Source organism: Pseudomonas sp. P110(2024) (assembly GCF_057480795.1).
Map to the genome: position 1 here is coordinate 23,855 of NZ_JBLIYT010000011.1, position 24,554 is coordinate 48,408.

Annotated in this window: 25 protein-coding genes; 20 read left to right on the top strand and 5 right to left on the bottom strand. The window is 64.6% G+C overall.

What is annotated here, in order from left to right:
- Positions 1 to 3 precede the first annotated feature (3 nt).
- On the bottom strand, positions 4 to 1,611 hold the full coding sequence (locus tag AC25ND_RS17985) for a carboxyl transferase domain-containing protein (protein ID WP_486976464.1): 1,608 nt from the start codon (positions 1,609 to 1,611) through the stop codon (positions 4 to 6).
- Between the two features lie 19 nt (positions 1,612 to 1,630).
- The gene (locus AC25ND_RS17990) at positions 1,631 to 2,794 is read right to left on the bottom strand and encodes an isovaleryl-CoA dehydrogenase (protein ID WP_486976465.1); all 1,164 of its coding nucleotides are present in this window, start codon (positions 2,792 to 2,794) and stop codon (positions 1,631 to 1,633) included.
- A gap of 285 nt (positions 2,795 to 3,079) precedes the next feature.
- On the opposite strand from AC25ND_RS17990, the gene AC25ND_RS17995 reads away from it, so the two are divergent.
- Positions 3,080 to 4,750 (top strand): AMP-binding protein, encoded by a 1,671-nt coding sequence (locus AC25ND_RS17995; protein WP_028692511.1) that lies wholly within the window; start codon positions 3,080 to 3,082, stop codon positions 4,748 to 4,750.
- Here the strand turns inward: AC25ND_RS17995 and AC25ND_RS18000 are convergent.
- Both AC25ND_RS18000 and AC25ND_RS18005 read right to left on the bottom strand, forming a co-directional pair.
- Entirely contained in the window at positions 4,725 to 4,985 is a 261-nt protein-coding gene (locus tag AC25ND_RS18000) for an acyl carrier protein (protein ID WP_197866619.1), read from the bottom strand. The two genes, AC25ND_RS17995 and AC25ND_RS18000, sit on opposite strands and share 26 nt — an antisense overlap.
- Positions 4,986 to 5,208: 223 nt before the next feature.
- A complete protein-coding gene (locus AC25ND_RS18005; protein WP_167388392.1) occupies positions 5,209 to 5,370 on the bottom strand; it encodes a hypothetical protein in 162 nt (53 codons plus the stop codon).
- A 138-nt stretch (positions 5,371 to 5,508) separates the two neighbouring features.
- On the opposite strand from AC25ND_RS18005, the gene AC25ND_RS18010 reads away from it, so the two are divergent.
- From AC25ND_RS18010 to AC25ND_RS18040, 7 genes are all read left to right on the top strand, one after another.
- Positions 5,509 to 7,527 (top strand): alpha-1,4-glucan--maltose-1-phosphate maltosyltransferase, encoded by a 2,019-nt coding sequence (locus AC25ND_RS18010; protein ID WP_028692509.1) that lies wholly within the window; start codon positions 5,509 to 5,511, stop codon positions 7,525 to 7,527.
- A gap of 170 nt (positions 7,528 to 7,697) precedes the next feature.
- On the top strand, positions 7,698 to 11,015 hold the full coding sequence (gene treS / locus AC25ND_RS18015; RefSeq protein WP_069016849.1) for a maltose alpha-D-glucosyltransferase: 3,318 nt from the start codon (positions 7,698 to 7,700) through the stop codon (positions 11,013 to 11,015).
- A complete protein-coding gene (gene glgB, locus AC25ND_RS18020) occupies positions 11,016 to 13,226 on the top strand; it encodes a 1,4-alpha-glucan branching protein GlgB (protein WP_236180221.1) in 2,211 nt (736 codons plus the stop codon).
- A 130-nt stretch (positions 13,227 to 13,356) separates the two neighbouring features.
- Positions 13,357 to 13,677, top strand: a complete 321-nt coding sequence (locus AC25ND_RS18025; protein WP_028692506.1) for a hypothetical protein — start codon at positions 13,357 to 13,359, stop codon at positions 13,675 to 13,677.
- 21 nt (positions 13,678 to 13,698) lie between these two features.
- Positions 13,699 to 14,847 carry a PQQ-dependent sugar dehydrogenase gene (locus AC25ND_RS18030; protein ID WP_069016847.1) on the top strand — a complete coding sequence of 383 codons (1,149 nt, stop codon included), beginning with the start codon at positions 13,699 to 13,701 and terminating at the stop codon, positions 14,845 to 14,847.
- A gap of 72 nt (positions 14,848 to 14,919) precedes the next feature.
- The gene (gene zapE / locus AC25ND_RS18035; RefSeq protein WP_062361196.1) at positions 14,920 to 16,020 is read left to right on the top strand and encodes a cell division protein ZapE; all 1,101 of its coding nucleotides are present in this window, start codon (positions 14,920 to 14,922) and stop codon (positions 16,018 to 16,020) included.
- Between the two features lie 11 nt (positions 16,021 to 16,031).
- Positions 16,032 to 16,616 (top strand): DinB family protein, encoded by a 585-nt coding sequence (locus AC25ND_RS18040; protein WP_028692503.1) that lies wholly within the window; start codon positions 16,032 to 16,034, stop codon positions 16,614 to 16,616.
- A 7-nt stretch (positions 16,617 to 16,623) separates the two neighbouring features.
- Here the strand turns inward: AC25ND_RS18040 and AC25ND_RS18045 are convergent, their stop codons facing one another.
- Entirely contained in the window at positions 16,624 to 16,992 is a 369-nt protein-coding gene (locus AC25ND_RS18045; protein ID WP_028692502.1) for a CesT family type III secretion system chaperone, read from the bottom strand.
- Positions 16,993 to 17,300: 308 nt separating this feature from the next.
- Between AC25ND_RS18045 and AC25ND_RS18050 the strand changes: the two genes are divergently transcribed.
- From AC25ND_RS18050 to AC25ND_RS18105, 12 genes are read left to right on the top strand one after another with little or no spacing between them, the layout of a single operon-like run.
- Entirely contained in the window at positions 17,301 to 18,074 is a 774-nt protein-coding gene (locus AC25ND_RS18050; protein WP_069016846.1) for a helix-turn-helix transcriptional regulator, read from the top strand.
- A 32-nt stretch (positions 18,075 to 18,106) separates the two neighbouring features.
- Positions 18,107 to 18,529, top strand: a complete 423-nt coding sequence (locus AC25ND_RS18055) for a CesT family type III secretion system chaperone (RefSeq protein ID WP_158216126.1) — start codon at positions 18,107 to 18,109, stop codon at positions 18,527 to 18,529.
- Complete coding sequence (sctC, locus tag AC25ND_RS18060; protein ID WP_088851405.1) at positions 18,526 to 20,037, top strand: type III secretion system outer membrane ring subunit SctC; 1,512 nt, start codon at positions 18,526 to 18,528, stop codon at positions 20,035 to 20,037. Before AC25ND_RS18055 ends, sctC begins: the two co-directional genes overlap by 4 nt.
- A gap of 1 nt (position 20,038) precedes the next feature.
- The gene (gene sctD / locus AC25ND_RS18065; RefSeq protein ID WP_486976466.1) at positions 20,039 to 20,938 is read left to right on the top strand and encodes a type III secretion system inner membrane ring subunit SctD; all 900 of its coding nucleotides are present in this window, start codon (positions 20,039 to 20,041) and stop codon (positions 20,936 to 20,938) included.
- Complete coding sequence (locus AC25ND_RS18070) at positions 20,928 to 21,125, top strand: EscE/YscE/SsaE family type III secretion system needle protein co-chaperone (protein WP_028692500.1); 198 nt, start codon at positions 20,928 to 20,930, stop codon at positions 21,123 to 21,125. The genes sctD and AC25ND_RS18070 overlap by 11 nt, the downstream gene beginning before the upstream one ends.
- A 1-nt stretch (position 21,126) precedes the next feature.
- Positions 21,127 to 21,387, top strand: coding sequence for an EscF/YscF/HrpA family type III secretion system needle major subunit (locus AC25ND_RS18075; protein ID WP_028692499.1), 261 nt, complete (start codon positions 21,127 to 21,129; stop codon positions 21,385 to 21,387).
- A 2-nt stretch (positions 21,388 to 21,389) separates the two neighbouring features.
- Entirely contained in the window at positions 21,390 to 21,740 is a 351-nt protein-coding gene (locus AC25ND_RS18080; protein WP_486976467.1) for a YscG family type III secretion system chaperone, read from the top strand.
- Positions 21,737 to 21,958 carry a hypothetical protein gene (locus tag AC25ND_RS18085; RefSeq protein ID WP_486976468.1) on the top strand — a complete coding sequence of 74 codons (222 nt, stop codon included), beginning with the start codon at positions 21,737 to 21,739 and terminating at the stop codon, positions 21,956 to 21,958. Before AC25ND_RS18080 ends, AC25ND_RS18085 begins: the two co-directional genes overlap by 4 nt.
- Positions 21,955 to 22,293 (top strand): type III secretion system inner rod subunit SctI, encoded by a 339-nt coding sequence (gene sctI, locus AC25ND_RS18090; protein WP_028692496.1) that lies wholly within the window; start codon positions 21,955 to 21,957, stop codon positions 22,291 to 22,293. Before AC25ND_RS18085 ends, sctI begins: the two co-directional genes overlap by 4 nt.
- Before the next feature lie 28 nt (positions 22,294 to 22,321).
- The gene (gene sctJ, locus AC25ND_RS18095) at positions 22,322 to 23,041 is read left to right on the top strand and encodes a type III secretion system inner membrane ring lipoprotein SctJ (protein ID WP_486976469.1); all 720 of its coding nucleotides are present in this window, start codon (positions 22,322 to 22,324) and stop codon (positions 23,039 to 23,041) included.
- Positions 23,038 to 23,652, top strand: a complete 615-nt coding sequence (locus AC25ND_RS18100) for a SctK family type III secretion system sorting platform protein (RefSeq protein ID WP_486976470.1) — start codon at positions 23,038 to 23,040, stop codon at positions 23,650 to 23,652. Before sctJ ends, AC25ND_RS18100 begins: the two co-directional genes overlap by 4 nt.
- Entirely contained in the window at positions 23,631 to 24,266 is a 636-nt protein-coding gene (locus AC25ND_RS18105; protein ID WP_486976471.1) for an HrpE/YscL family type III secretion apparatus protein, read from the top strand. The genes AC25ND_RS18100 and AC25ND_RS18105 overlap by 22 nt, the downstream gene beginning before the upstream one ends.
- Positions 24,267 to 24,554: the final 288 nt, after the last annotated feature.

Genomic DNA, 24,554 nt, shown 5'->3' on the forward strand with positions numbered 1-24,554 from the left:
GGGTCACATCCGGAAAATGCCGAAGCGGCTCTGTTCGATCGGGGCGTTCAGCGCGGCGGACAACGCCAGGCCGAGCACATCGCGGGTCTGCGCCGGGTCGATGACGCCGTCGTCCCACAGCCGGGCGCTGGAGTAGTAGGGGTGGCCCTGGCGCTCGTACTGGTCGAGGATCGGCTGCTTGAGCTTCTTCTCGTCTTCGCTGCTGAACACTTCGCCACTGCGCTCGCTCTGTTCGCGCTTTACCTGGGCCAGCACGCCGGCCGCCTGCTCGGCGCCCATCACGCCGATGCGCGCGTTGGGCCACATCCACAGGAAGCGCGGGTCGTAGGCGCGGCCGCACATGCCATAGTTGCCGGCGCCGAAGCTGCCGCCGATGATCACCGTGAACTTCGGCACCTGCGCACAGGCCACGGCGGTCACCAGCTTGGCGCCGTGCTTGGCGATGCCGCCTTCCTCGTACTTCTTGCCGACCATGAAACCTGTGATGTTCTGCAGGAACAGCAGTGGGATGCCGCGCTGGCAGGCCAGTTCGATGAAGTGCGCGCCTTTTTGCGCGGCCTCGGCGAAGAGGATGCCGTTGTTGGCCAGGATCGCCATCGGGTAGCCGTGCAGGTGGGCGAAGCCGCACACCAGGGTAGTGCCGAACAGCGCCTTGAACTCATCGAACACCGAACCGTCGACCAGGCGAGCGATCACCTCGCGCACGTCGAACGGCTGCTTGGCGTCGGCCGGGACCACGCCGTACAGCTCCTCGGCGTTGTACAACGGCGCGATCGGCGCCTGGCACTGCAGCTTGCCCTGCTTGTGCCAGTTGAGGTTGGCGACGCTGCGCCGGGCGATGGCCAGGGCGTGCTCGTCGTTGTCGGCATAATGGTCGGCCACGCCGCTGGTGCGGCAGTGCACGTCGGCGCCACCGAGGTCCTCGGCGCTGACCACTTCACCGGTCGCGGCCTTCACCAGCGGTGGGCCGGCCAGGAAGATGGTCGCCTGCTGGCGCACCATGATCGCCTCGTCGGCCATGGCCGGCACATAGGCGCCACCGGCGGTGCAGGAGCCCATCACCACGGCGATCTGCGGGATCCCCAGGGCACTCATGTTGGCCTGGTTGAAGAAGATCCGCCCGAAGTGCTCGCGGTCGGGGAACACTTCGTCCTGGCGCGGCAGGTTGGCGCCCCCGGAGTCCACCAGGTAGATGCACGGCAGGCGGTTCTGCAGGGCGATGGTCTGGGCGCGCAGGTGCTTTTTCACCGTCAGCGGGTAGTAGGAGCCGCCTTTGACCGTGGCGTCGTTGGCCACGATCATGCACTCCACGCCTTCGATCCGGCCGATGCCGGCGATCACGCCGGCGGCCGGCACGTCTTCGCCATAGACTTCATGGGCGGCCAGCTGGCCGATCTCGAGAAACGCCGAGCCTGGGTCGAGCAGGCGGTCGATACGCTCGCGGGGCAGCAGCTTGCCGCGCGAGGTGTGCCGCTCCTGGGCCTTCGGCCCGCCGCCCTGACTGACCTGGGCGAGCAGGCCGCGCAGGGCCTGGACCTGTTCGAGCATGGCCGCGCTGTTGGCGGCGAATTCCGCCGAGCGTGGGTTGATCTGGGTATGCAAGGTAGCCATGGACGCCGGTTCCTTGTGCTCAGCGGGTTTCGTTGAACAGTTCGCGGCCGATCAGCATCCGGCGGATCTCGCTGGTGCCGGCGCCGATCTCGTACAGTTTGGCGTCGCGCAACAGGCGCCCAGCCGGGAATTCATTGATGTAGCCGTTGCCGCCAAGGATCTGGATGGCCTCCAGGGCCATCTGCGTGGCGCGCTCGGCGGTGTAGAGGATCACCCCGGCGGCGTCCTTGCGGGTGGTTTCGGTGCGGTCGCAGGCCTGGGCCACGGCGTAAAGGTAGGCGCGGCTGGCGTTGAGCTGGGTGTACATGTCGGCGATCTTGCCCTGGATCAGCTGAAACTCGCCGATGCTCTGGCCGAACTGCTTGCGATCATGAATGTAGGGCACCACCAGGTCCATGCAGCTCTGCATGATGCCGGTGGGGCCGCCGGCGAGCACCACGCGCTCGTAGTCCAGGCCGCTCATCAGCACGCGCACGCCGCCGTTGAGCTGGCCGAGGATGTTTTCTTCCGGCACTTCGACGCCGTCGAAGAACAGCTCGCAGGTGTTGGAGCCGCGCATGCCGAGCTTGTCGAACTTGTTGCTGCGGCTGAAGCCTTTCCAGTCGCGCTCGACGATGAACGCGGTGATGCCGTGGGGGCCCTTGTCCAGGTCGGTCTTGGCGTAGATCACGTAGGTGTTGGCGTCGGGGCCGTTGGTGATCCAGGTCTTGCTGCCGTTGAGCACGTAGTGGTCGCCGCGTTTTTCGGCGCGCAGCTTCATCGATACCACATCAGAGCCGGCGTTGGGCTCGCTCATGGCCAGGGCGCCAATGTGCTCGCCGCTGATCAGCTTGGGCAGGTATTTGAGCTTCTGCTCGTGGGTGCCGTTGCGGTTGATCTGGTTGACGCACAGGTTGGAGTGGGCGCCGTACGACAGGGCCACCGAAGCCGAGGCGCGGCTGATCTCTTCCATCGACACCACGTGGGCCAGGTAGCCCAGGCCGGCGCCGCCGTATTCTTCCGGCACGGTGATACCCAGCAGGCCCATGTCGCCGAACTTGCGCCACATGTCGGCGGGGAACAGGTTGTCGTGGTCGATCTGCGCGGCACGCGGCGCCAGTTCGGCGGCGACGAAGGTGCGCACCTGGTCGCGGAGCATGTCGATGGTCTCGCCCAGGGCGAAGTTCAGGCTGGGGTAATGCATGTGCGGGCACCTTCTTGTTCTTGAAATGGGAGCGGTTGCTGCGGCGTTGTGGGAGCGGGCTTGCCCCGCGATGCCCGTCAGAACGGCCAGCGGTATTGCCTGGTCCGGCCTCATCGCGGGGCAAGCCCGCTCCCACAACGCCGTCATGTCTGCGGTTGACGTTAACGTAAACCTGCCTTCCGGGACTGTCAATCGCAACGTCACCTTTACGTAAACGTAAATCTGCGCCAGAGTAACTACCGCCTGCTTCAGTCATGCCCAGAACAACCACAAGAAGGGACAACCATGCCTCAACCAAGCTACACGCGCGGCCGTCAAGACAAACCCTTGCTCACCCTGACCATCGGCCAGGCCTTCGATGCCACCGTCGCCCTTCACGGCGAGCGCGAGGCGTTGGTGGTGCGCCACCAGGGAGTGCGCTACAGCTGGCGCGAGCTGGCCGCCGAGGTCGATGTGCACGCCCGGGCCTTGATGGCGCTGGGCGTGGAGGTGGGCGAGCGGGTCGGCATCTGGGCGCCCAACTGCGCCCAGTGGTGCATTCTGCAACTGGCCAGTGCCAAGGTCGGCGCCATCCTGGTCAACATCAATCCGGCCTATCGCGTGGGCGAGCTTGAATACGTGCTGCGCCAGTCCGGCTGCCGTTGGCTGGTGTGCGCCGATGCCTTCAAGTCCTCCAACTACCACGCGATGGTGCAGGCGTTGGTACCTGAGCTGGCGCTACATGCCGTGGGCGAGTTGGCCAGTGAGCGCCTGCCCGACCTGCGCGGGGTGATCAGCCTGGCCGCCGAGCCGCCCATGGGCTTCGTGCCCTGGACCGCGCTGGCTGGGCGGGCAGGGCAGGTGGAACCCGCCGTCTACGAAGCCCGGCAGCAGGGCCTGCAGTTCGACCAGCCGGTGAACATCCAGTACACCTCCGGCACCACTGGCGCGCCCAAGGGCGCGACCCTGAGCCACTACAACCTGCTCAACAACGGCTACATGGTCGGCGAGAGCCTGGGCCTGACCGAGCAGGACCGCATGGTGATCCCGGTGCCGCTGTACCACTGTTTCGGCATGGTCATGGGCAATCTCGGCTGCATCACCCACGGCAGCACCCTGATCTACCCCAACGACGCCTTCGACGCCGAACTCACCCTGCGCGCAGTGGCCGAGGAGCGCGCCAGCATCCTCTATGGCGTGCCGACCATGTTCATCGCCATGCTCGATCACCCCAGCCGCCCCGTGCTGGACCTGTCTACACTGCGCAGCGGCATCATGGCCGGCGCCACCTGCCCGATCGAGGTGATGCGCAAGGTCATCGAGCAGATGCACATGGCCGAGGTGCAGATCGCCTACGGCATGACCGAGACCAGCCCGGTGTCGCTGCAGACCGGCCCGGACGATGGCCTGGAGCTGCGCGTGACCACCGTGGGCCGCACCCAGCCGCAGCTGGAGACCAAGCTGGTGGACGCTGAAGGGCGCATCGTTGCCCGGGGCGAGATCGGCGAGCTGTGCACCCGGGGCTACAGCGTGATGCTCGGCTACTGGGACAACCTGCAGGCCACCCATGACGCCATCGACCCGGCCGGGTGGATGCACACCGGCGACCTGGCGGTGATGGACGACGAAGGCTACGTGCGCATCGTCGGGCGCAACAAGGACATGATCATTCGCGGTGGCGAGAACATCTATCCGCGCGAGCTTGAGGAGTTCTTCCACACCCACCCGGCGGTGGCCGAGGCGCAGGTGGTGGGGATTCCGTGCAGCAAGTATGGCGAGGAGGTGGTGGCGTGGATTCGCCTGCATCCTGGGCACAGTGCCACGGCGGACGAGTTGCAGCAGTGGTGCAAGGCGCGGCTGGCGCATTTCAAGACGCCACGGCATTTCCGTTTTGTCGATGAATTTCCGATGACAGTGACGGGGAAGGTGCAGAAGTTCCGGATGCGTGAGATCAGCGTGGAGGAGCTGGGGGGCTAGGCATCGCCTTGTAGACCAGGTCGACCAGCTCGGCAAAGGTGGTGTAGGTCTGGACTTGATCGGGGATCAAGATGCCGAATGTTTCCTCCACGATGGCTTGCAGTTCCACCACGTCGAAACTGTCGGCGCCCAGTTCGTCCATGGCGATGTTCGGCCGGATCCGGTGCGGGCTCTGTTCGAGGAGGCCAGCGAGGATCCATTGCAGGTGGAAGGCGATGTAGAGGCGCGAGCGCATGCCGGAGGTGACCGTCAGAGGGTGGTGCTTCTCTGTACTTGGCTTCGTGATCGGGCGCCACTGGCAGAAATACCAGGTGTATCGGGCGCGGCTTTGTGCTTGTCAGGACCGGCCTCATCGCGGTGCACACCCGCTCCCACTCAGGCGACACGGCACTTGTGGGAGCGGGCTTGCCCGCGAGGGGCCGGTTCAGGCGGTCAACCTCTCACAACCTTGTCTATCCTCAAGCTTTCACTGGCGGCTCCTGGCTCGGCGGATCGCCCACGGTCGGCGGCACGGTTGGCTTGATCGGCAGCTCGTCCGGATCCTCCTCGGGCACCGGCGGCGGCAAGGTCGGGTCGTCGATGTTCGGGTCGGGTGTCTCCGGTGGAATGGGAATGTTCATGGGCCTGGCCTCGCGGGATGAATGAAGCGTTGTCGCAGGCTTTGACCCAGGCCTGCGCCCGACGCTCATTTTTTTTGAACCCCCGCGCGCCAACAGGGCTCTGAACCCTTACCGCCACCAGCCCAGGGGAGCAGGTCGATGTCTGGTAAAGAGCCGTTCGAAAGCGTGGCCATGGCTAACGATCACCCGGACCAGGCCATCAGCCTGGCCCAGGCGCTGCTGGCCCCGCGCATCGTGATCGAGGACGCAAGCCCGGTGCTCGACGGCGGCACCTTCGCCGCCAAGGCGGTGCGCGGGCACAAGGTCGAGGTGAGCGCCAAGGTCTACACCGACGGCCATGACCGCTTGGCGGTGAGCCTGAACTGGCGCCAGGCCCACAGCAGGCGCTGGCACTGCGTGGCAATGCACTCGCCGGGCAACGATCTTTGGCAGGCAGAGTTCACCCCCGCCGATCTGGGCTTGCACCTGTTCAGCATCGAGGCCTGGATCGACCCGTTCGCCACCTTCTGCCACGACCTGGAGAAGAAGTACGCCGCCGGTGTGGACGTGAAGCTCGAACTGGAGGAGGGCCGGCTGCTGCTGGGCCAGGGCATCGAGCGCAGCGACGGGCTGTTGCGCGAGCAGCTTGAACGGTTGCAACAGCGCCTGCCGGATTTGCTGGTGGATGACCAGGTGGCGTTGCTGTTGCATCCTGATGCCGCCCAGCTGATGGCCGAGGCCGAGCACCGCAGTTACCTCACCCGAAGCCGCGAATTTGCCGTGGACGTGGACCGCGAGGCGGCGCTGTTCGCCAGCTGGTACGAGCTGTTCCCGCGCTCTGTCACCGACGATCCTGAACGTCATGGCACGTTCAATGACGTGCACCAGCGCCTGCCGATGGTCCGCGACATGGGCTTCGACGTGCTGTACTTCCCGCCGATCCACCCCATCGGCATGAAGCACCGCAAGGGCCGCAACAATGCCTTGCAGGCCGAGCCCGGTGACCCCGGCAGTCCCTACGCCATCGGCAGCCCCGAGGGTGGGCACGATGCCATCCACCCGCAGCTGGGCAGCCGCGAGGACTTCCGCCGGCTGGTCGCCGCCGCCGCCGAGCATGGGCTGGAGATCGCCCTGGATTTCGCCATCCAGTGCTCCCAGGACCACCCCTGGCTCACGCAGCACCCCGGCTGGTTCAGCTGGCGGCCCGATGGCAGCATCCGCTACGCCGAGAACCCGCCGAAGAAGTACCAGGACATCGTCAACGTCGACTTCTACGCCCCTGAATCGGTGCCGAGCCTGTGGCTGGCCTTGCGCGACGTGGTGGTCGGCTGGGTGGAGGAGGGCGTGAAGACCTTCCGTGTCGACAACCCGCACACCAAGCCGCTGCCGTTCTGGCAATGGCTGATCGCCAATGTGCGTAGCCAGTACCCCGAGGTGATCTTCCTCGCCGAGGCCTTCACGCGCCCGGCGATGATGGCGCGCCTGGGCAAGGTGGGCTACGCGCAGAGCTACACCTACTTCACCTGGCGCAATACCAAGCAAGAGCTTCGTGAATACGTCGAGGAGCTCAACCAGCCGCCGTGGAGCCAGTGCTACCGGCCCAACTTCTTCGTCAACACGCCGGATATCAATCCGTTCTTCCTGCAGACCTCGGGCCGTGCCGGCTTTCTTATCCGCGCCGCGCTGGCGACCATGGGCTCGGGCCTCTGGGGCATGTACTCGGGTTTCGAGCTGTGTGAAGGCACGCCGCTGCCGGGCAAGGAGGAGTACCTGGATTCGGAGAAGTACGAGATCCGCCCGCGCGAATTCACCCAGCCCGGCAACATTGTCGCCGAGATCGCCCAGCTCAACCGCATCCGTCGGCAGAACCGCGCCCTGCAGACCCACCTGGGGGTGGTGTTCCTCAACTGCTGGAACGACAACATTCTCTACTTCGCCAAGCGCACGCCCGAGCGTGACAACTTCATCCTCGTGGCCATCAGCCTCGACCCGCACAATGCCCAGGAGGCCAGCTTCGAGTTGCCGCTATGGGAGCTGGGGCTGGACGATAACGCCGATACCCAGGGCGAGGATCTGATGAATGGCCACCGTTGGACCTGGCATGGCAAGACCCAGTGGATGCGCATCGAGCCGTGGCACCAGCCGTTTGGTATCTGGCGCATAGAAAAGCTGCGCTAATCCCCTGTAGGCGCGGCCTTGCCGAGGCGTCGGACCAGTCGGAAAGGGGCGCAAAGCGGCCCCAGGTTCTTAGCGACATGACAGATTGCTGGGGCTGCTACGCAGCCCTTTCGCGACACAAGGCCGCTCCTACAGGGTGCGTGTCGAAACGGAAATGAAAGGAGTCCCCAATGGCCAAGCGTTCCCGCCCGGCAGCCTTCATCGACGATCCGCTGTGGTACAAGGACGCAGTGATCTACCAACTGCACGTAAAATCGTTCTTCGACGCGAACAACGACGGCATCGGCGATTTCGCAGGCCTGATCGGCAAGCTCGACTACATCGCCGAACTGGGCGTCAACACCCTCTGGCTGCTGCCGTTCTATCCCTCGCCACGGCGCGACGACGGCTATGACATCGCCGAGTACAAGGCCGTGCACCCCGACTACGGCAGCATGGCCGACGCCAGGCGCTTCATCGCCGAGGCGCACAAGCGCGGCCTGCGGGTGATCACTGAGCTGGTCATCAACCACACCTCCGACCAGCACCCCTGGTTCCAGCGCGCCCGGCATGCCAAGCGTGGGAGCAAGGCCCGGGACTTCTACGTGTGGTCGGACGATGACCAGAAGTACGATGGCACGCGGATCATTTTCCTCGACACCGAGAAATCCAACTGGACCTGGGACCCGGTGGCCGGCCAGTACTTCTGGCACCGCTTCTACTCGCACCAGCCGGACCTCAATTTCGACAACCCGCAAGTGCTCAAGGCAGTAATCGGGGTGATGCGCTTCTGGCTCGATATCGGCGTCGATGGCCTGCGCCTGGACGCCATCCCCTACCTGATCGAGCGCGACGGCACCAATAACGAGAACCTCCCCGAAACCCACACCGTGCTCAAGGCCATCCGCGCCGAGATTGATGCCAACTACCCCGACCGCATGCTCCTGGCCGAGGCCAACCAGTGGCCCGAGGACACCCGCCCGTACTTCGGCGAGGGCGACGGCGACGAATGCCACATGGCCTTCCACTTCCCGTTGATGCCGCGCATGTACATGGCCCTGGCCATGGAAGACCGCTTCCCGATCACCGACATCCTGCGCCAGACCCCGGAGATCCCGGCCAACTGCCAGTGGGCGATCTTCCTGCGCAACCACGATGAGCTGACCCTGGAGATGGTCACCGACCGCGAGCGCGACTACCTGTGGAACTACTACGCCGAGGACCGCCGCGCACGCATCAACTTAGGAATTCGCCGGCGCTTGGCACCGCTGCTGCAACGCGACCGGCGGCGCATCGAGCTGCTCACCAGCCTGCTGCTGTCGATGCCCGGCACCCCGACCCTGTACTACGGCGACGAACTGGGCATGGGTGACAACATCTACCTGGGCGACCGCGATGGCGTGCGCACCCCCATGCAGTGGTCGCCGGACCGCAACGGCGGTTTCTCCCGGGCCGATCCGCAGCGCCTGGTGTTGCCGCCGATCATGGACCCGCTGTACGGTTACCAGACCATCAACGTCGAAGCCCAGGCCCACGACCCGCATTCGCTGCTCAATTGGAACCGCCGGCTGCTGGCGGTGCGCAAGCAGCAGAAGGCCTTTGGCCGTGGCAGTCTGAAGATGCTCACGCCGAGCAATCGCCGGGTGCTGGCGTACATCCGCGAATACACCGATGCCGACGGCAACAGCGAAATCGTGCTGTGCGTGGCCAACGTCTCGCGGGCGGCCCAGGCGGCGGAGTTGGAACTGTCGCAGTACGCCGACAAGGTGCCGGTGGAGATGCTTGGCGGCAGCGCCTTCCCGCCCATCGGCCAGCTGCCGTTCCTGTTGACCCTGCCGCCCTATGGCTTCTACTGGTTCGTGCTGGCCAGTCACGACCGCATGCCCAGCTGGCATGTCCAGCCTGCCGAGGGGCTGCCCGAGCTGACCACCCTGGTGCTGCGCAAGCGCATGGAGGAACTGCTCGAGTCGCCCTCCCGCGAAACCTTGCAGGCGTCGATCCTGCCGCAGTACTTGCCCAAGCGTCGCTGGTTCGCCGGCAAGGAAGGGCCGATCGACCAGGTGCGCCTGCGCTATGGCGTGCGCTTCGCCACCCCGGCGCTGCCGGTGCTGCTTGGCGAGCTGGAGGTGCACAGCGAAGGCGTGGTCACCCACTACCAACTGCCCTTCGGCCTGTTGCCAGAGGAGCAGATCAATGCCGCGCTGCCTCAGCAGCTGGCGCTGTCGCGGGTACGCCGCGGCCGGCAGGTGGGGCTGATCACCGATGCGTTCGTGCTTGAACCCTTCATCCGCGCCGTGCTCCAGGGCTGCCAGGACGGCCTGCGGCTGGGCTGTGGCGATGGCCTGGGCGAGTTGCGCTTCCACAGCACCGAGCAGTTGGCCGCGCTGCAGCTCGATGCGCAGAGCGAGGTGCGCTACCTGGGCGCCGAGCAATCCAACAGTTCGGTGGTGGTCGGTGGCAGCCTGGTGCTCAAGTTGATCCGTCGGGTCAATCCGGGCACTCACCCGGAGCTGGAGATGAGCGCCTACCTGACCGCCGCCGGCTTTGCCAATATCTCCCCGTTGCTGGCCTGGGTCAGTCGCGTGGATGAGAGCGAGCAGCCGCACCTGCTGATGATCGCCCAGGGCTACCTGAGCAACCAGGGTGATGCCTGGGACTGGACGCAGAACACCCTGGAGCGGGCGATCCGCGACCAGATGGAGCCCGGCAACGTCGAGCCCGAGGCGCATACCGATGCCCTGGCCGAGCTGACGGGGTTTGCCGCCTTGCTCGGCCAACGTCTGGGCGAAATGCACCTGCTGCTGGCCGCGCCGAGCGACGACACAGCGTTCCAGTCCCGCCCGAGCGATGCCAGGGACAGCGAGCGCTGGAGCCGGCAGATCAGCGCCGAACTGACCCGCGCCCTCGACCTGCTGGCCCAGCACCGTGACACCCTTGACCGCGACAGCCAGGCGCTGGTCGACGACCTGCAGCAACAGCGCGACGGCCTGCGTCAGCACGTCGACAACCTCGCCCGGCAAGCCCAGGGCGGCTTGCTGATGCGCGTGCACGGCGACCTGCACCTGGGCCAGGTACTGGTGGTGCAGGGCGATGCCTACCTGATCGATTTCGAGGGCGAGCCGGCGCGCCCGCTCGACGAGCGTCGGGCGAAGCACAGCCCGTACAAGGATGTCAGCGGCGTGCTGCGCTCCTTCGACTATGCTGCTGCGATGATCCTGCGCAGCGCCTCGGCGGTAGACCTCTCCGAGGCGGCGCGCCAGGCCCGCCAGCGGGTCGCCCGGCAGTACCTGCACCAGTCGCGTCACGCTTTCGTCGAGGCCTACGGGCTGGCCACCGCCGCCATGCCCCACGCCTGGCAGCAGGCCGAGGGCGAGCGCGCCGCGCTGGAACTGTTCTGCCTGGAGAAAGCCGCCTACGAAATCACCTATGAAGCCGAAAACCGGCCCAACTGGCTGGCCGTGCCTTTGCATGGCCTGCATGGACTGATCAGTACCTGGGGAGAGTCTTAGATGAATGCAACCACGCGTGACAACGGCGGCCTTCGGCAACGGGACCTCGATGCCCTGGCCCGCGCCGAGCACGCCGATCCATTCGCCGTGCTGGGTCCCCATGACGATGGGGCGGGCGGCCTGTTCGTCCGCGCTTTCCTGCCCAATGCCCTGAATGCACGCCTGCTGGCGCGCCATGACGGGCAGGTGCTTGCCGAAATGGTGCAGGGCAGCGTGCCGGGGCTGTTCACCGCGCACCTCGATGAGGCACGGGCCTACCTGCTGCAGATCGGCTGGGCCGGTGGCGAGCAGGTTACCGAGGATCCTTACAGCTTTGGTCCGCAACTGGGCGACATGGACCTCTACCTGTTCGCCGAAGGCAATCACCGCGACCTGTCCGGGCGTTTCGGCGCCCAGCCGACCGTGGTCGACGGTGTCGCGGGCGTGTGCTTTTCGGTGTGGGCGCCCAATGCCCGGCGGGTCTCGGTGGTCGGCGACTTCAACAACTGGGATGGCCGCCGTCACCCCATGCGCCTGCGCCACAGTGCCGGGGTGTGGGAACTGTTCGTGCCCAGGCTCGGCGTGGGCGAGACCTACAAGTTCGAGGTGCTGGGCGCGGACGGCGTGCTGCCGCTCAAGGCCGACCCCCTGGCCCGCGCCACTGAGCTGCCGCCGAGCACCGCCTCGAAGGTGGCCGGCGCCCTGGCCCACGACTGGCGCGACGGCCAGTGGATGGAGCAGCGTGCCCAGCGCCACGCCTACAGCGCGCCGCTGTCGATCTACGAATTGCACGCCGGCTCCTGGCGTTGCGAACTGGACGATGCCGGCGAAGTCGCGCGCTTCTACAACTGGCGCGAGCTGGCCGAGCGCCTGGTGCCCTACGTGCAGGAGCTGGGCTTCACCCATATCGAACTGATGCCGATCATGGAACACCCTTTCGGCGGCTCCTGGGGTTACCAGCCGCTGTCGCTGTTCGCGCCGACTTCGCGCTATGGCAGCGCCGAGGACTTCGCCTTCTTCGTCGATGCCTGCCACCAGGGTGGCATCGGCGTGATCCTCGATTGGGTGCCGGCGCATTTTCCCACCGACGAGCATGGCCTGGCGCGTTTCGACGGCACCGCCCTGTACGAGTACGAAAACCCGCTGGAAGGCTTCCACCAGGACTGGAACACGTTGATCTACAACCTCGGGCGCAACGAGGTGCGCGGCTTCATGCTGGCCTCGGCGCTGCACTGGCTCAAGCACTTCCACATCGACGGCCTGCGCGTGGACGCAGTGGCCTCGATGCTCTACCGCGACTATTCGCGCAAGGCCGGCGAGTGGGTGCCCAACCGCCACGGCGGGCGCGAGAACCTCGAAGCCATCGACTTCATCCGCCACCTCAATGGTGTCGCCGCCCACGAAGCGCCGGGCGCGCTGATCATCGCCGAGGAATCCACCGCCTGGCCCGGGGTCAGCCAGCCGGTGCAGCAGGGCGGACTGGGTTTTGCCTACAAGTGGAACATGGGCTGGATGCACGACACCTTGCACTACATCCAGAACGACCCGGTGCACCGCACCTATCATCACAACGAGATGAGCTTCGGGCTGATCTACGCCTATTCCGAGCATTTCATCCTGCCGATTTCCCACGACGAAGTGGTCCACGGCAAGCACTCGCTGATCGACAAGATGCCCGGCGATCGCTGGCAGAAGTTCGCCAACCTGCGGGCGTACCTGGCGTTCATGTGGACCCACCCGGGCAAGAAGCTGCTGTTCATGGGCTGCGAGTTCGGCCAGTGGCGCGAGTGGAACCATGACCAGCAACTGGACTGGTACCTGCTGCAGTACTCCGAGCACCAGGGCGTGCAGAAGCTGGTGGCCGACCTCAACCGGCTGTACCGTGAACGGCCGGCGCTGCACGAACAGGACTGCCGGGCCCAGGGCTTCCAGTGGCTGATCGGCGACGATGCGCACAACAGTGTGTACGCCTGGTTGCGCTGGAGCAGCCAGGGCGAGCCTCTGTTGGTGGTGGCCAACTTCACCCCGGTGCCGCGGGAGGGCTACCGGATCGGCGTGCCGTTCGGTGAACGCTGGCAGGAGCTGCTCAACAGCGATGCCGGGCTGTATGCCGGATCGAATGTGGGGAATCTCGGCGGGGTGGCCAGCGAGGCGATCGCCAGCCATGGCCAGCCGTTATCGCTGGCGCTGAACCTGCCGCCATTGGGGGTATTGGTGATGAGCCCCGCCTGATGGCGGCGTCGCCAGTAGAGAGAGGGGCCATACTGAAACATCAGGACCCAAATTCATCCTTTTGCCATCAGGCCGGCGCGTCCTAGGCTAACCCACCTAGGCGCGCGACCTTTCCTACCAGAGGTGAAGCATGAATCCCACCTTGCCAATGCTGGGCCTTGGCTGGTTGCTGGCCCTGCCGCTGCAGGCGGCGCCCCTGCCAGGGCCGTTGCTGGCCGCCAATGACAGCAACAATCCATACAACAGCCCGATCATGCGCGCCAACCCCAACAGCCGCCAGGGCAGCGTGCCCGCCACGCCACCGGTGCGCGGCCCCTCCACGCAACCCAATCCGCGCCCGCCGACCCTGGACAACCGCGGTATCGGCAATGGCGACAACCTGCGGCGCGAGCAGCAAACCCCGAATCTGGAACCCACCCGGCCACCACGTGACACCCAGCGCGTGCCGTGAGCCCCTTCGAAGGAGTCGAGCATGACGCCACGCATCTTGATGATCTCCCTGGCGGCCGCCAGTCTGTTTCCCGTATTGGCCCAGGCGGCCGCCGAGCAGCAGTTTCCCAGCGAGGAGGGGCAACTGACCGTCAGTACCGTCGCCGACGGCCTGCGCAATCCATGGGCCCTGGCCTTCCTGCCGGGTGGCAAGGACATGCTGGTCAGCGAGCGCCCCGGCAACCTGCGTATTGTCAGCGCCGAGGGCAAGGTGGGCCCACCGCTCTCTGGCGTGCCCAAGGTGTGGGCCGAAGGGCAGGGCGGCCTGCTCGATGTGGTGTTGTCGCCGGACTTCGCCAAGGATCGAACGGTCTATCTGTCGTTCGCCGAGGAAGGCCCCGACGGCAAGGCCGGGACTGCGGTCGGCCGTGGCCAGCTGTCGCAGGACCGGGCGCGTCTGGAAAACTTCACGGTGATTTTCCGCCAGCAGCCCAAGCTCTCAGAAGGCAATCACTTCGGTTCGCGGCTGGTGTTCGACCGTGACGGCTACCTGTTCATCGCCCTGGGCGAGAACAACCAGCGGCCCACCGCCCAGGACCTGGACAAGCTGCAGGGCAAGGTCGTGCGTATCCTGCCCGATGGCGAAGTGCCCAAGGACAATCCCTTCGTCGGCCGCGACAACGTGCGCCCGCAGATCTGGTCGTTCGGCCACCGCAACCAGCAGGGCGCGGCCCTGAATCCCTGGACCGGGCAACTGTGGACCCACGAGCACGGCCCCCGTGGCGGCGACGAGATCAACATCCCGCGGCCAGGCAAGAACTACGGTTGGCCGATCGCCACCCACGGCATCAACTACTCGCTGTTGCCGATCCCGGAGGCCAAGGGCAAGCATGTCGAGGGCATGGTAGACCCGCACCATGTGTGGGAGAAATCGCCGGGCATCAGCGGCATGGCGTTCTATGACAGCCCGACCTTCAAGGCGTGGGACCACAACCTGTTCATCGGCGCGCTGGCGACCCGGGAGTTGATCCGCCTGCAGCTTGATGGCGACAAGATCGTGCATGAAGAGCGCCTGTTGGGCGACCTCAAGGCGCGGATCCGTGACGTGCGGGTTGGGCCGGATGGCTATGTGTATGTGCTGACCGATGCCAAGGATGGGGCATTGTTGAAGCTGGGGTTGAAAGACGATTGATGCCGGTGAGGGCGTGTCGCGTGGCAGCAGGCGCGCCCGCGACAAGGCCGAAAGTGTCGTACCATGGCGGGCATGACGCCCGAATCCTTCTACCAGCAAGCACTCATCGAACGCGGTTTCTTTCCTGATCCGGCTCAGGCGGCGGCCGTCACTGCATTGCAGGGCTGCTTCGATGCCCTGGTCCAGGGCAAGCCGACCCAGGGCCTTTACCTCTGGGGCCCGGTCGGCCGCGGCAAGACCTGGTTGATGGACCTGTTCCACCGGTGCCTGCCGCTACCCGCCCGGCGCCAGCATTTCCACCACTTCATGGCCTGGGTCCACCAGCGTCTGTTCCAGCTCAACGGCACCGCCGACCCGCTCAAGGCCTTGGCTCGAGCGTTGGCCGGCGAGATCCGCGTCTTGTGTTTCGACGAGCTGTTCGTCAGCGATATCGGTGACGCGATCATCCTCGGACGGCTGTTCCAGGAGCTGTTCGACGAGGGCGTGGTGATCGTCGCCACGTCCAACCAGCCCCCCGATCAGTTGTATCGCGACGGTTTCAACCGTGAACGCTTCCTGCCGGCCATCGCCGCCATCGAGCGGCACATGCGGGTGCTGTCGGTGACTGGCGAGCAGGACCATCGCCTGCATCCAGGAGCATGGCGGCAGCGCTACTGGGTGGCGCCGGCGGGAGCTGGCGGGGCGCTGGCTGCGGTGTTCGAACAGTTGAGCCCGGATGATCCCGGCAGCGAGCAGACCGTGCAGATCGGTTCGCGCCATGTGCGGGTCGTGCGCCACAGCCCCCGGGCGCTCTGGTGCCGATTCGCCGATCTGTGCGAGCAGCCCCTGGCCGCCATGGACTTCATGGCGTTGTGCGACCGTTTTCCGGCCATTCTGGTAAGTGACGTGCCGGCCCTGGGCGGCGTGCAACAGGCCGGGCGTATCGCCCGTGGCACCGAGGATGGCGCGGCCCGGGTCGAGGCCGGCGATCGCCAGCTGCCGACCCTGGCGCCCAAGGATGACAGCGTGCGCCGTTTCATCGCGCTGGTCGACGAGTGCTACGACCGTCGGGTGGCGTTGTACCTGGAGGCCGAGGTCCCGCTGGAAGCGCTCTACACTCAAGGGTATCTGGCGTTCCCGTACCAACGGACCCTGAGCCGGCTACGGGAGATGCAACTGCAACGCTTCGCCTGAAGGAGCCGACCATGGAGCCGCTGTCGCATCATCTGCTGACCCAGGCCTACAACAATGGCTGGGCCAACCACCGCCTGTACAAGGCTTGCCTGCAACTGACCCAGGACGAGTTCGTCGCCCCCCGTTGCAGCTTCTTTCCCTCGATCAAGGCTACCCTCAACCACCTGTTGACGGTGGACTGGTTCTACCTGGATGCCCTGGAGTGCGAGCAGCGCGGTGAAGCTCCCGATCCGGATGGCGAGCGTTTCTTTGTGCCTGAGCAACCCTTTGCCACCTGCACCGACCTGCAAGCTCAGCAGGTTCAGGCCGATCAGCGACTGATCACCTATTGCCGGCAATTGCGTGACGACCAGCTCGGACGTTATGTCAGCATCGTGCGGCCAGAACGGATGCAGCATGAGTCGCGTCTGCGCTTGCTGTCGCACCTGTTCGAGCACCAGATCCACCACCGTGGCCAGGTCCACGCGATGCTCAGCGACACGGCGGTAAGGCCTCCGCAACTCGACGAGTTCTTCTGCGAGGAGGAGGCGTCGCTGCGCGCCGAGGACTTTGCCGCTCTGGGATGGAGCGAGGCGCAGATCTGGGCGCAGCGCTGAACGCTGCTCAGGGCGTTTCGCTGTCGGCCAGGTCGTGGGCGCCCTGAACCAATTGTTCCAATTGGTGATGCACCATGGCGCGGTCCATTTTTACCAGGGGCTGGCGGTTCCATAGCACATGCATGCCCGTGAGCGGATCGACTCCGAGCATGGGCTTGCAGAGCTCCTGGCAGAACAGGTTCTGCTGACCCCAGCATACGCCATCGATGGCGGGAAGTTCGATGAACATCAGTAACTGGTCGGCAGGGTGCTCGGTCACGTTGCACACATGGGGGCCTACCCGCAGGCTGATCACGGGCTCGAAGGCCACAGGGGGCTCCAGCTTCAAGGCCGCGTACAGCTGGGTCAGTGCATAGTCATAGTTCTTGCCTGGCATGGCGAGTTCTCGTTGGAGGGGGCCGCCACGGTAACGACCATGCCGCATGCTCGACTATCGGAGGCTGTCGTCGTTTTTTAGCTGTTGGCTTGCGTCCGCCTTCTGCCGTGCGCCAGGTTCCGTGAACTTCCTACAAGTAATGGCGAAATACCTCCACCCATACGAGGACAATCCCTGCGTTCAAGCATGGGAGGGCATCGTAGCCTATGGCCATGTCTACACCCGTTGAGCTTCGACGTGGTGTGTAAAGGGCTCTACGGGAAGTAAGGCCTGGTGCGAGAGGGATTTCTCCAGTTGAGGACTGGTGAGTGCAAGGGCGGCAGTTGGATGTTGTCGGGGCGGGTTTTGCATCCCAAGGGCAGGAAGGCTTCTACGCGGTCATGACCGGTGAGCTGGCCGTACGCGAAAAAGACAATGTCATCGATCTACAGGCCGGCGAACTGCTATTCGTCAAGCGCGGCACCTACCTGGTGGCGATCCGATGGCAGGCGTGCCAAGTCCTGTGGCTGCCGCTGGATGTGAATTTCGTGCAGGCGTTCATGCAGCGTCACGGTAAGGAATTGAGCCATCTCGAGCGCTACGATAAACCCTGTGTGAATGCCCTGCGCCTTCAGCCCTGCAGCATGGCGCGGGAGTGCGTGACCCGTCTGGCGGCGCTCGGTGGCGAAGGGCCTGCGTCGATGCTGGCGATGCTGCGTCTTGAGGAGCTGCTGCTGTTGCTGGTGTTCGGGGCGCAAGGTCGGACGCTGCTGGCGGCTCTGCGCCAACAGGGCAATCGCCATGTTGATCGGCTGCACGCCTTCATGGAGCAGAACTACCTGCGCGAGTGGCGCCTGGACCAGTACGCCGAGGCCTTCGGGCTGGGCCTGACGGCGTTCAAGAGCCTGTTCTGCTCCTTCTACAACTGCTCGCCACGCGCCTGGATCACCGAACGTAGGATCGTCCATGCGCATCACCTGTTACTTAACACGCGCATGAGCATTGTCGACATCGCCATGGAAAGCGGCTTTTCCAGCCAGTCGTATTTCAGCCAGAGCTACCGTCGGCGCTTCGGTTGCACGCCCAGCGACGCCCGTCGCTAGACGCCCCCCGACCTCGCATGGACAAGACCCGCATGAACAGACTTCCAATGCAGTTGGCCCGCCGCCTGGGCATGGCGCCCTGGCTGGCCGATGACGCTGGCAGCTACCACCTGTGCATCGATGGCCATGGCCTGTGGCTTGAACCGCGGGGCGTACAGCTGATGGTCCGCAGCTCGCTATCGTCGGTGGTCGGGCATGGCGCCAGTCTCGATCATCAGGCGCTGAGCCGCCTGATGGGCATGGTCACTGCCTGGGCTGCGCATTGCCCACAGCGGTTGGCGCTGACGCCTGACTCAGAGCTCATGCTCGAGGCTTGGATCGACGTGTCACAGGGCGATGTCGACACCCTCGAGCAGGTGCTTGGGGTTCAGGTCGCCCTGCTGAATGTCCTGTGCGCGCAACGCTGCAGCCAAACACCTGTGATTGTCCGAGGGCCCAGCGTATGGCTGCCATGAGATCGCTTGCCACCGGTTTGGCAGTCCTGCTGGTCAGTTTATTCGCCGAGGGCGAGCCGCTGGATTGGGCTGACGAGCCGTTCCACTATATCGCTCAGGGCGAGAGTCTGCGTGACGTGCTGACCAATTTTGCCGCCAACTACCAGGGTTCGGTGGTGGTCAGTGACAAGGTCAGGGACCAGGTGAGCGCCACGTTCGAGCAGCCGGATCCGCAGGCGTTTCTCGAGCAGGTCGCGGTGCTCTACAACCTGGCCTGGTACTACGACGGCGCGGTGCTGCATGTCGACAAATCGAGCGAAGTCCAGACACGGCTGATCCACCTGGACAAGGTGCGCGAGCCGCAACTGCGCGTCGCGCTCCAAGAAGGTGGTGGCTGGACCTCGCGCTTTGCCTGGCGCGCCGCAGCAAGTGGACGGCTGGTGTACGCGTCAGGACCGCCCCGCTATCTGGACCGGGTCGAGCAGACGGTCAAGGCCCTGGAGCAGCAGGCGAGTCTGCAGGACGAACTGGGCGGCAACCTCAGCGTCGAGGTGATCCCGCTCAGGCATGCGATGGCCGAGGATCGTGAGATCGACTATCGCGATCAGAAGGTGGCGGTGCCTGGCGTGGCCACGATCCTCTCCCGGGTGCTGGCCGATGCCAATGTGGTGTCGGTGGAAGGCCAATCCATGGGGGAGGGGGCACAGGTTCGCGCAGGTCGGGCCGTGGTCCAGGCCGAGCCGTCGCTCAATGCCATCATCGTGCGTGATCACGCCGAGCGCCTGCCCATGTATCGACGGCTGGTGATGGCGTTGGACCGGCCTGCTGCTCGGATCGAGGTAGGCCTGACAATCCTCGATATCAACGCTGAACACCTGGATGAGCTGGGCGTGGAGTGGCAGTTCGGTATCGGCAAGCATCAGCTGGTGGACCTTCGTACCCGAGCGGGCGTATCGGAAACCACGTTGACCGGCAGCCTGGTAGATAGTCGGGGCTTGAACCGGCTGTTGGCCAAGGTGACCCTGATGCAGGGCGAGGGCCATGCCCAGGTGGTGTCGCGACCGACCTTGCTGACCCAGGAAAATACCCTGGCGGTGATTGATCACAGTGAAACCTACTATGTACGGGTGATGGGTGAACGCGTTGCCGAGCTCAAGGCGATCACCTACGGCACCTTGCTGAAGATGACGCCACGTCTGATCCGCAGTGCGGACCGGCCGGAAATCAGCCTTAGCCTGCATATCGAGGACGGCAGCCAGAAGCCCAACAGCACCGGGCCCGACGGCATCCCCACCATCAGCCGCACGGTCATCGACACGCTGGCCCGGGTCGATCTCGGACAGAGCCTGATGATCGGCGGCATCCATCGCGACGAGACCAGCGAAAGCATCCGCAAGGTCCCGCTGCTGGGTGACATTCCCTTCCTGGGCGCCTTGTTCCGTTATCAGTCGAGCAACACCCGTCGTTCGGTCCGGCTGTTCCTGATCGAGCCGAGGCTGATTGATTCCGGGCTTGGCGAGCGTGCCTGAAATGACCTGGAAATTGCGGATCTACAGTGGTCTGAATGCCGGCGCCGAGGTGTCCTTGATGTCGGGGCGGGTGGTCATCGGTGCCGATCCTGCCCTGGCCGACCTGGTCCTGGTGGATACAGGCATCGCTGCCGTGCACCTGGTGCTGATGGTCGAGCCCCATGGCGTGCGCCTGCTGGAGTGGGGGTCGGCTGAACCACCTACCCAGGACGGGCGGGAGGTGGCTGCGGATGTCGAGCTGCAGGCCTTGGCGATTCAAGGTTGTGGTCCGTTGCGCTGGGCATTTGGCAACCAGGACGAAGTGTTCAGCGAGCGGCTTGTGGTGCAGGCCCCTGCGCCCTGGATAGGGCGCGGCTGGTTCATGGTGCCCGGCGCCGGTCTGATCTTGCTGCTCGTTTTGCTTACCCGATTGTTGGTGCCCGAGGCAGAGGCACAGGACACGCCGGCAGCAGTGATTGCCCCAGTCGGGCAACCCGCTCAACCCCAGGAGCAAGCCCGGACGCGGCTGGCGCAGCTGCTGCGCGACTGGCGACTGGAGGATGCCTTGAGCGTGTCGGACCAGGGGCACGCCCTGGTGTTGCGCGGGGCGCTGCGCGAGCGCCAGCTTCAGGACTACCAGAACCTTCAGCGACAGTACCGCGAGGCATTTGGCGACTACCCGTCGTTGCGGTTGGTCGACGAGGGCAGGGCACCTTCCGCGAAACTCGATTTCCCTGTTCGAGGCGTTTCACTGGGGCGGTTGCCTTACGTGACGCTGACCGACAACCGCCGTTATCCAGTGGGGGCACTGATGCCCTCCGGCATTCGCATCCTGGCCATCGATGGGCAGGCGATCACGCTGAGCAAGGGCGGTCGGGACTATGTGATCAACCTGAAGGAGAGACCGGCGGATGATGGATGAACTCATGCGGGAGGTGCGTGACCGACGCAAGCAGGCACGCATGTTCTCCGTGCTGGAGCACGCACGGCAGGCCTGCGCCAGGCAGCTGTCTGAGCCGCTGCCACCCCCTGCGTTCCAGCGCTTGCACCACCAACTGGCAGCCCTTGACGCAGCCTTGAAGATACTCGAAAAACTGGAGGAATACTGAAATGACAACGATCAGCAGCGGGTTCCACGACGGTACCAGCAACACCATGGACATGGTCCACGAGGGCATGGTCAAGCAGGCAAGGCAGGCCAACAAGGCGGTTCTCGACTCCCTGCAGAAGCTCAACGAGAAAAGTGACGATCCCGCTTTGCTGGCTGATATGCGTCATCGCTCGAACATCTGGTCGAACGTGTTCCAGGTCGACGCGACCCTGGGCCAGACCTTCAAGAACACCATCAGCAGCATTCTGCAGAAGTTCTGAGCATGAACCATTCCGTGAACAATCTGCTGGCCCGCCTGGGCCTGCTGGGTGTCGAGCATCGTCACCATGAAGAGGCGCTTTGCATCGCGCAGTGGCTGGCCCGGGAGCCTGAGACAATGGAAGCTGCCTGTGCGATACGTACTGCCTGCCTGATGGGGCTGGGGCGTTGCGAAGAAGCCTTGGCGCAGGGCAACCAGGCGCCTTGGCCATCGCTGGGGCCTTGGTTGGCGCTGTGTGAGCGTCAGTTGGGCTATATGGCAGCCCTCGAGCGGCGGCTTGAGGGCATGGCGCAGAGCGGTAATCCTGATCTGGTTTACTTTGCCCAGGGCATGCGCGCCCAGGTGGTGGCATGAGTCCGCTGGCCTCGACGCTTGTGTTTGCTGGACAAGGTGCACAGATCGCGATGCACGTGCACAGCGATCAGGATGCTGCCGAGTTCCAGGCAAGCCTTGTTGAACATCAACCTCGCGAGCAGGTGTATTCGGAACTGACACAGCAAACGAGGCTGCAAGTGCTCGCCATGGCGATGGACCTGCTGAATGATTCCTTCACGGTGGAGGGAGGCTCATGAGTGGTATCACCGAGGTGACCCAGATGGTCACCGATCTGCAGTCGCTGGCGGCACCGGCTGCCGACTCCCGGCAGGTGGCCGAGTTCGAGCAAGCGCTATCCGGCGCCTCCGGCAGCCCCGGGGATGGACTGCTGCACCAGATAGGTCAGCTCCACCAGCAGCATGCAGAAGCCCGGCTGAGCGCGCAGGCCAGTCTGGTCTCGCGCACGGGGGATCCCGTGGCACTGATGGATGCTCACTGGGCACTGATTCGCACAAACCTGCAGGTGGAGTTGATCGCCAAGGGCGTGGGGCGCACCACGCAGAACATCGAAACTCTCATGAAAGCCCAGTAGGTGCCGTGTGAAAAGATCATGGCAGTGCATGCTGCTTCTGGCGGTGCTGGCGCTGGGGGGATGCAGGGTCGAGCTTTACCTCGGCCTCGGCCAGCGCGAGGCCAACGAGATGCTCGCAGTGTTGGACAGCGAGGGCATCGACGCGGTGAAGGCCCAGGACAAGGATGGCAAGGTGAAGATCCTAATCGACGAAGCCGACATCGGCCACGCGGTGGCGGCGCTCAAGCGTCAAGGCTATCCGCGGGAAATGTTTTCCACGGTCAATGATGTGTTCCCCCGCGACAGTCTGATCTCCTCGCCGTTGGAAGAGCAGGCGCGGCTGACCTATGTGAAGTCCCAGGAGCTGTCGCGGACCCTGTCGGAGATCGATGGCGTGCTGGTGGCCCGGGTGCATGTGGTGCTTCCGGAGCCCCGTGATGGACTGCGCACGCAGAACGGTGCGGCGTCGGCGTCCATCTTTATCAAGCACGCGGCGGATGCGGCGCTGGGGATGTACATCGGGCAGATGAAGCAGCTGTTGAGCAACAGTATCGAAGGCCTGGACTACGAGCGCATCAGCGTGGTGCTGGTACCGTCTACCCAGGCGCGTCAACCACTGGCGGGCCCGCGCCATGTCACGCTGTTATCGATTCAGGTTCTGGAAGGCTCGCGCTGGCGCTTGCTCACGCTGCTGGGTGTGCTGCTGGGGATGCTGGTGCTGAGCAACCTGGCGCAGTACCTGTGGTGGCATCAGCGGGCACGCACATGACCGAATTCCAGCTTCGCTATTGCCCGGCGAATTACTTGCACTTGAACCATTGTCCTGGAGCCCTGAGCCAGGTAGCCCCGGCATTGCCGCTTTGGCGGGAGAGTTGCACGCTCAACGGTTGGCTGATGTCTGTGCTGGGACTGTCCGAGCCTTTCGACGTGCCAGAACGGCTCGGTAAGCTGGCTTATTATCCGCAGCCGGTGTTTGAGCGGGTGCTGTCAAGTTTGGGGGGACTGCTGCATGGTCGGGCCATCAAGCAGCTGCTCGACCCTGAAGGTCAGACGCGGTTGCGCCAGGCGCTCGACCTGCAAGACCTTCGCTATTGCCTGGAAAAGTGGCCTCTGGTCATCGGCCCTTGGCCTGCCGGCTGGGAACAGGTATTGCCAGCCGGCGACCTGGATGCGTACCTGCCCGGTTGTGGCTTGGCATTCTGGCTGCAGGCATGCGGCGAGGTCGATCCAGGGTTCGCTCGGCGCATGGCCCTGCGCCTGCCAGGCATGACTGCTGTGCCAACTTGGCCGATGGACGCTGAGCAACGCGACTTGGCCCGCACCCTTTGCCTGAAAGTGGCCCGAGACAGGAGCCCGGAATGTTGCCATTTATTGAATTGAATGAGGCCCGGCCGATGATCGACCCGAGCCTGAACGTATTGCGCAGCGCTGACTATCAGCAGTACCTCGATGCCCGCGGACTGACCGACAATGCATGTCAGCGTGCCCGTGATATCGATGCCCGGGCCGATGCGGTGCTTGAGGAGCATCAGCGGCTCGGACGGGAGGTCGGGCTGGAAATGGCCGCCATCGAGCAGGCGGCGTTGCTGCACGGGACACGTTTGCACTGCGACGCGTTCTATCGCCAGGTCGACCGGCAGATGAGCGAGGTGGTGCGCCAGGCCGTGTGCAAGGTGCTGGGGCAATACCCTGATATCGAGCTTACATTGGCTGCGACCCGTCAGGCGCTGGCGCAGGTTCAGCCACGGGAAGCACTGTTGCTGCACGTAAGGCCCGATCAGTTGTCCGAGGTTAGCCAGCGTTTGGATGAAGTGCTCGCGCTATATCCCGAGGTCGGGTCTGTCGAGGTATGCGCCGATGCCAGGCTTGCGCGAGGCGGATGTCGTCTGGAGACCGCAGGCTGCGTGATCAATGCCAGTATCGAAGGGCAGTTGGCCGCGTTGCATCGGGCGCTGACGCAACGGTACCTTGATGATGAGGCTGGAGCGCCATGAACGAAGCCGTGCTGGCCGCAGCCGCGCGGGCGCTCCATGATGATCAGGAGCGTGATGCGTTACTCCAGGTGTTTTGGAAACAGCTTCGCCAGCCTGCTCGGAATCTGGCGAGGGAGAGAGCAGAAGCCATGCCTGTTCGCCGGCCACTGCCTCAGCGAGGGATCCTGGTCTAGTGTGGTGTATCACAAATAGTGACCATAACTCGCGGCGCTTTTTGCGCTCATGCGGGGTTGAAAACAGGCTCGGAATGTTCATTTACAACCCGTGAAATCGAGCACGACTTCGGCC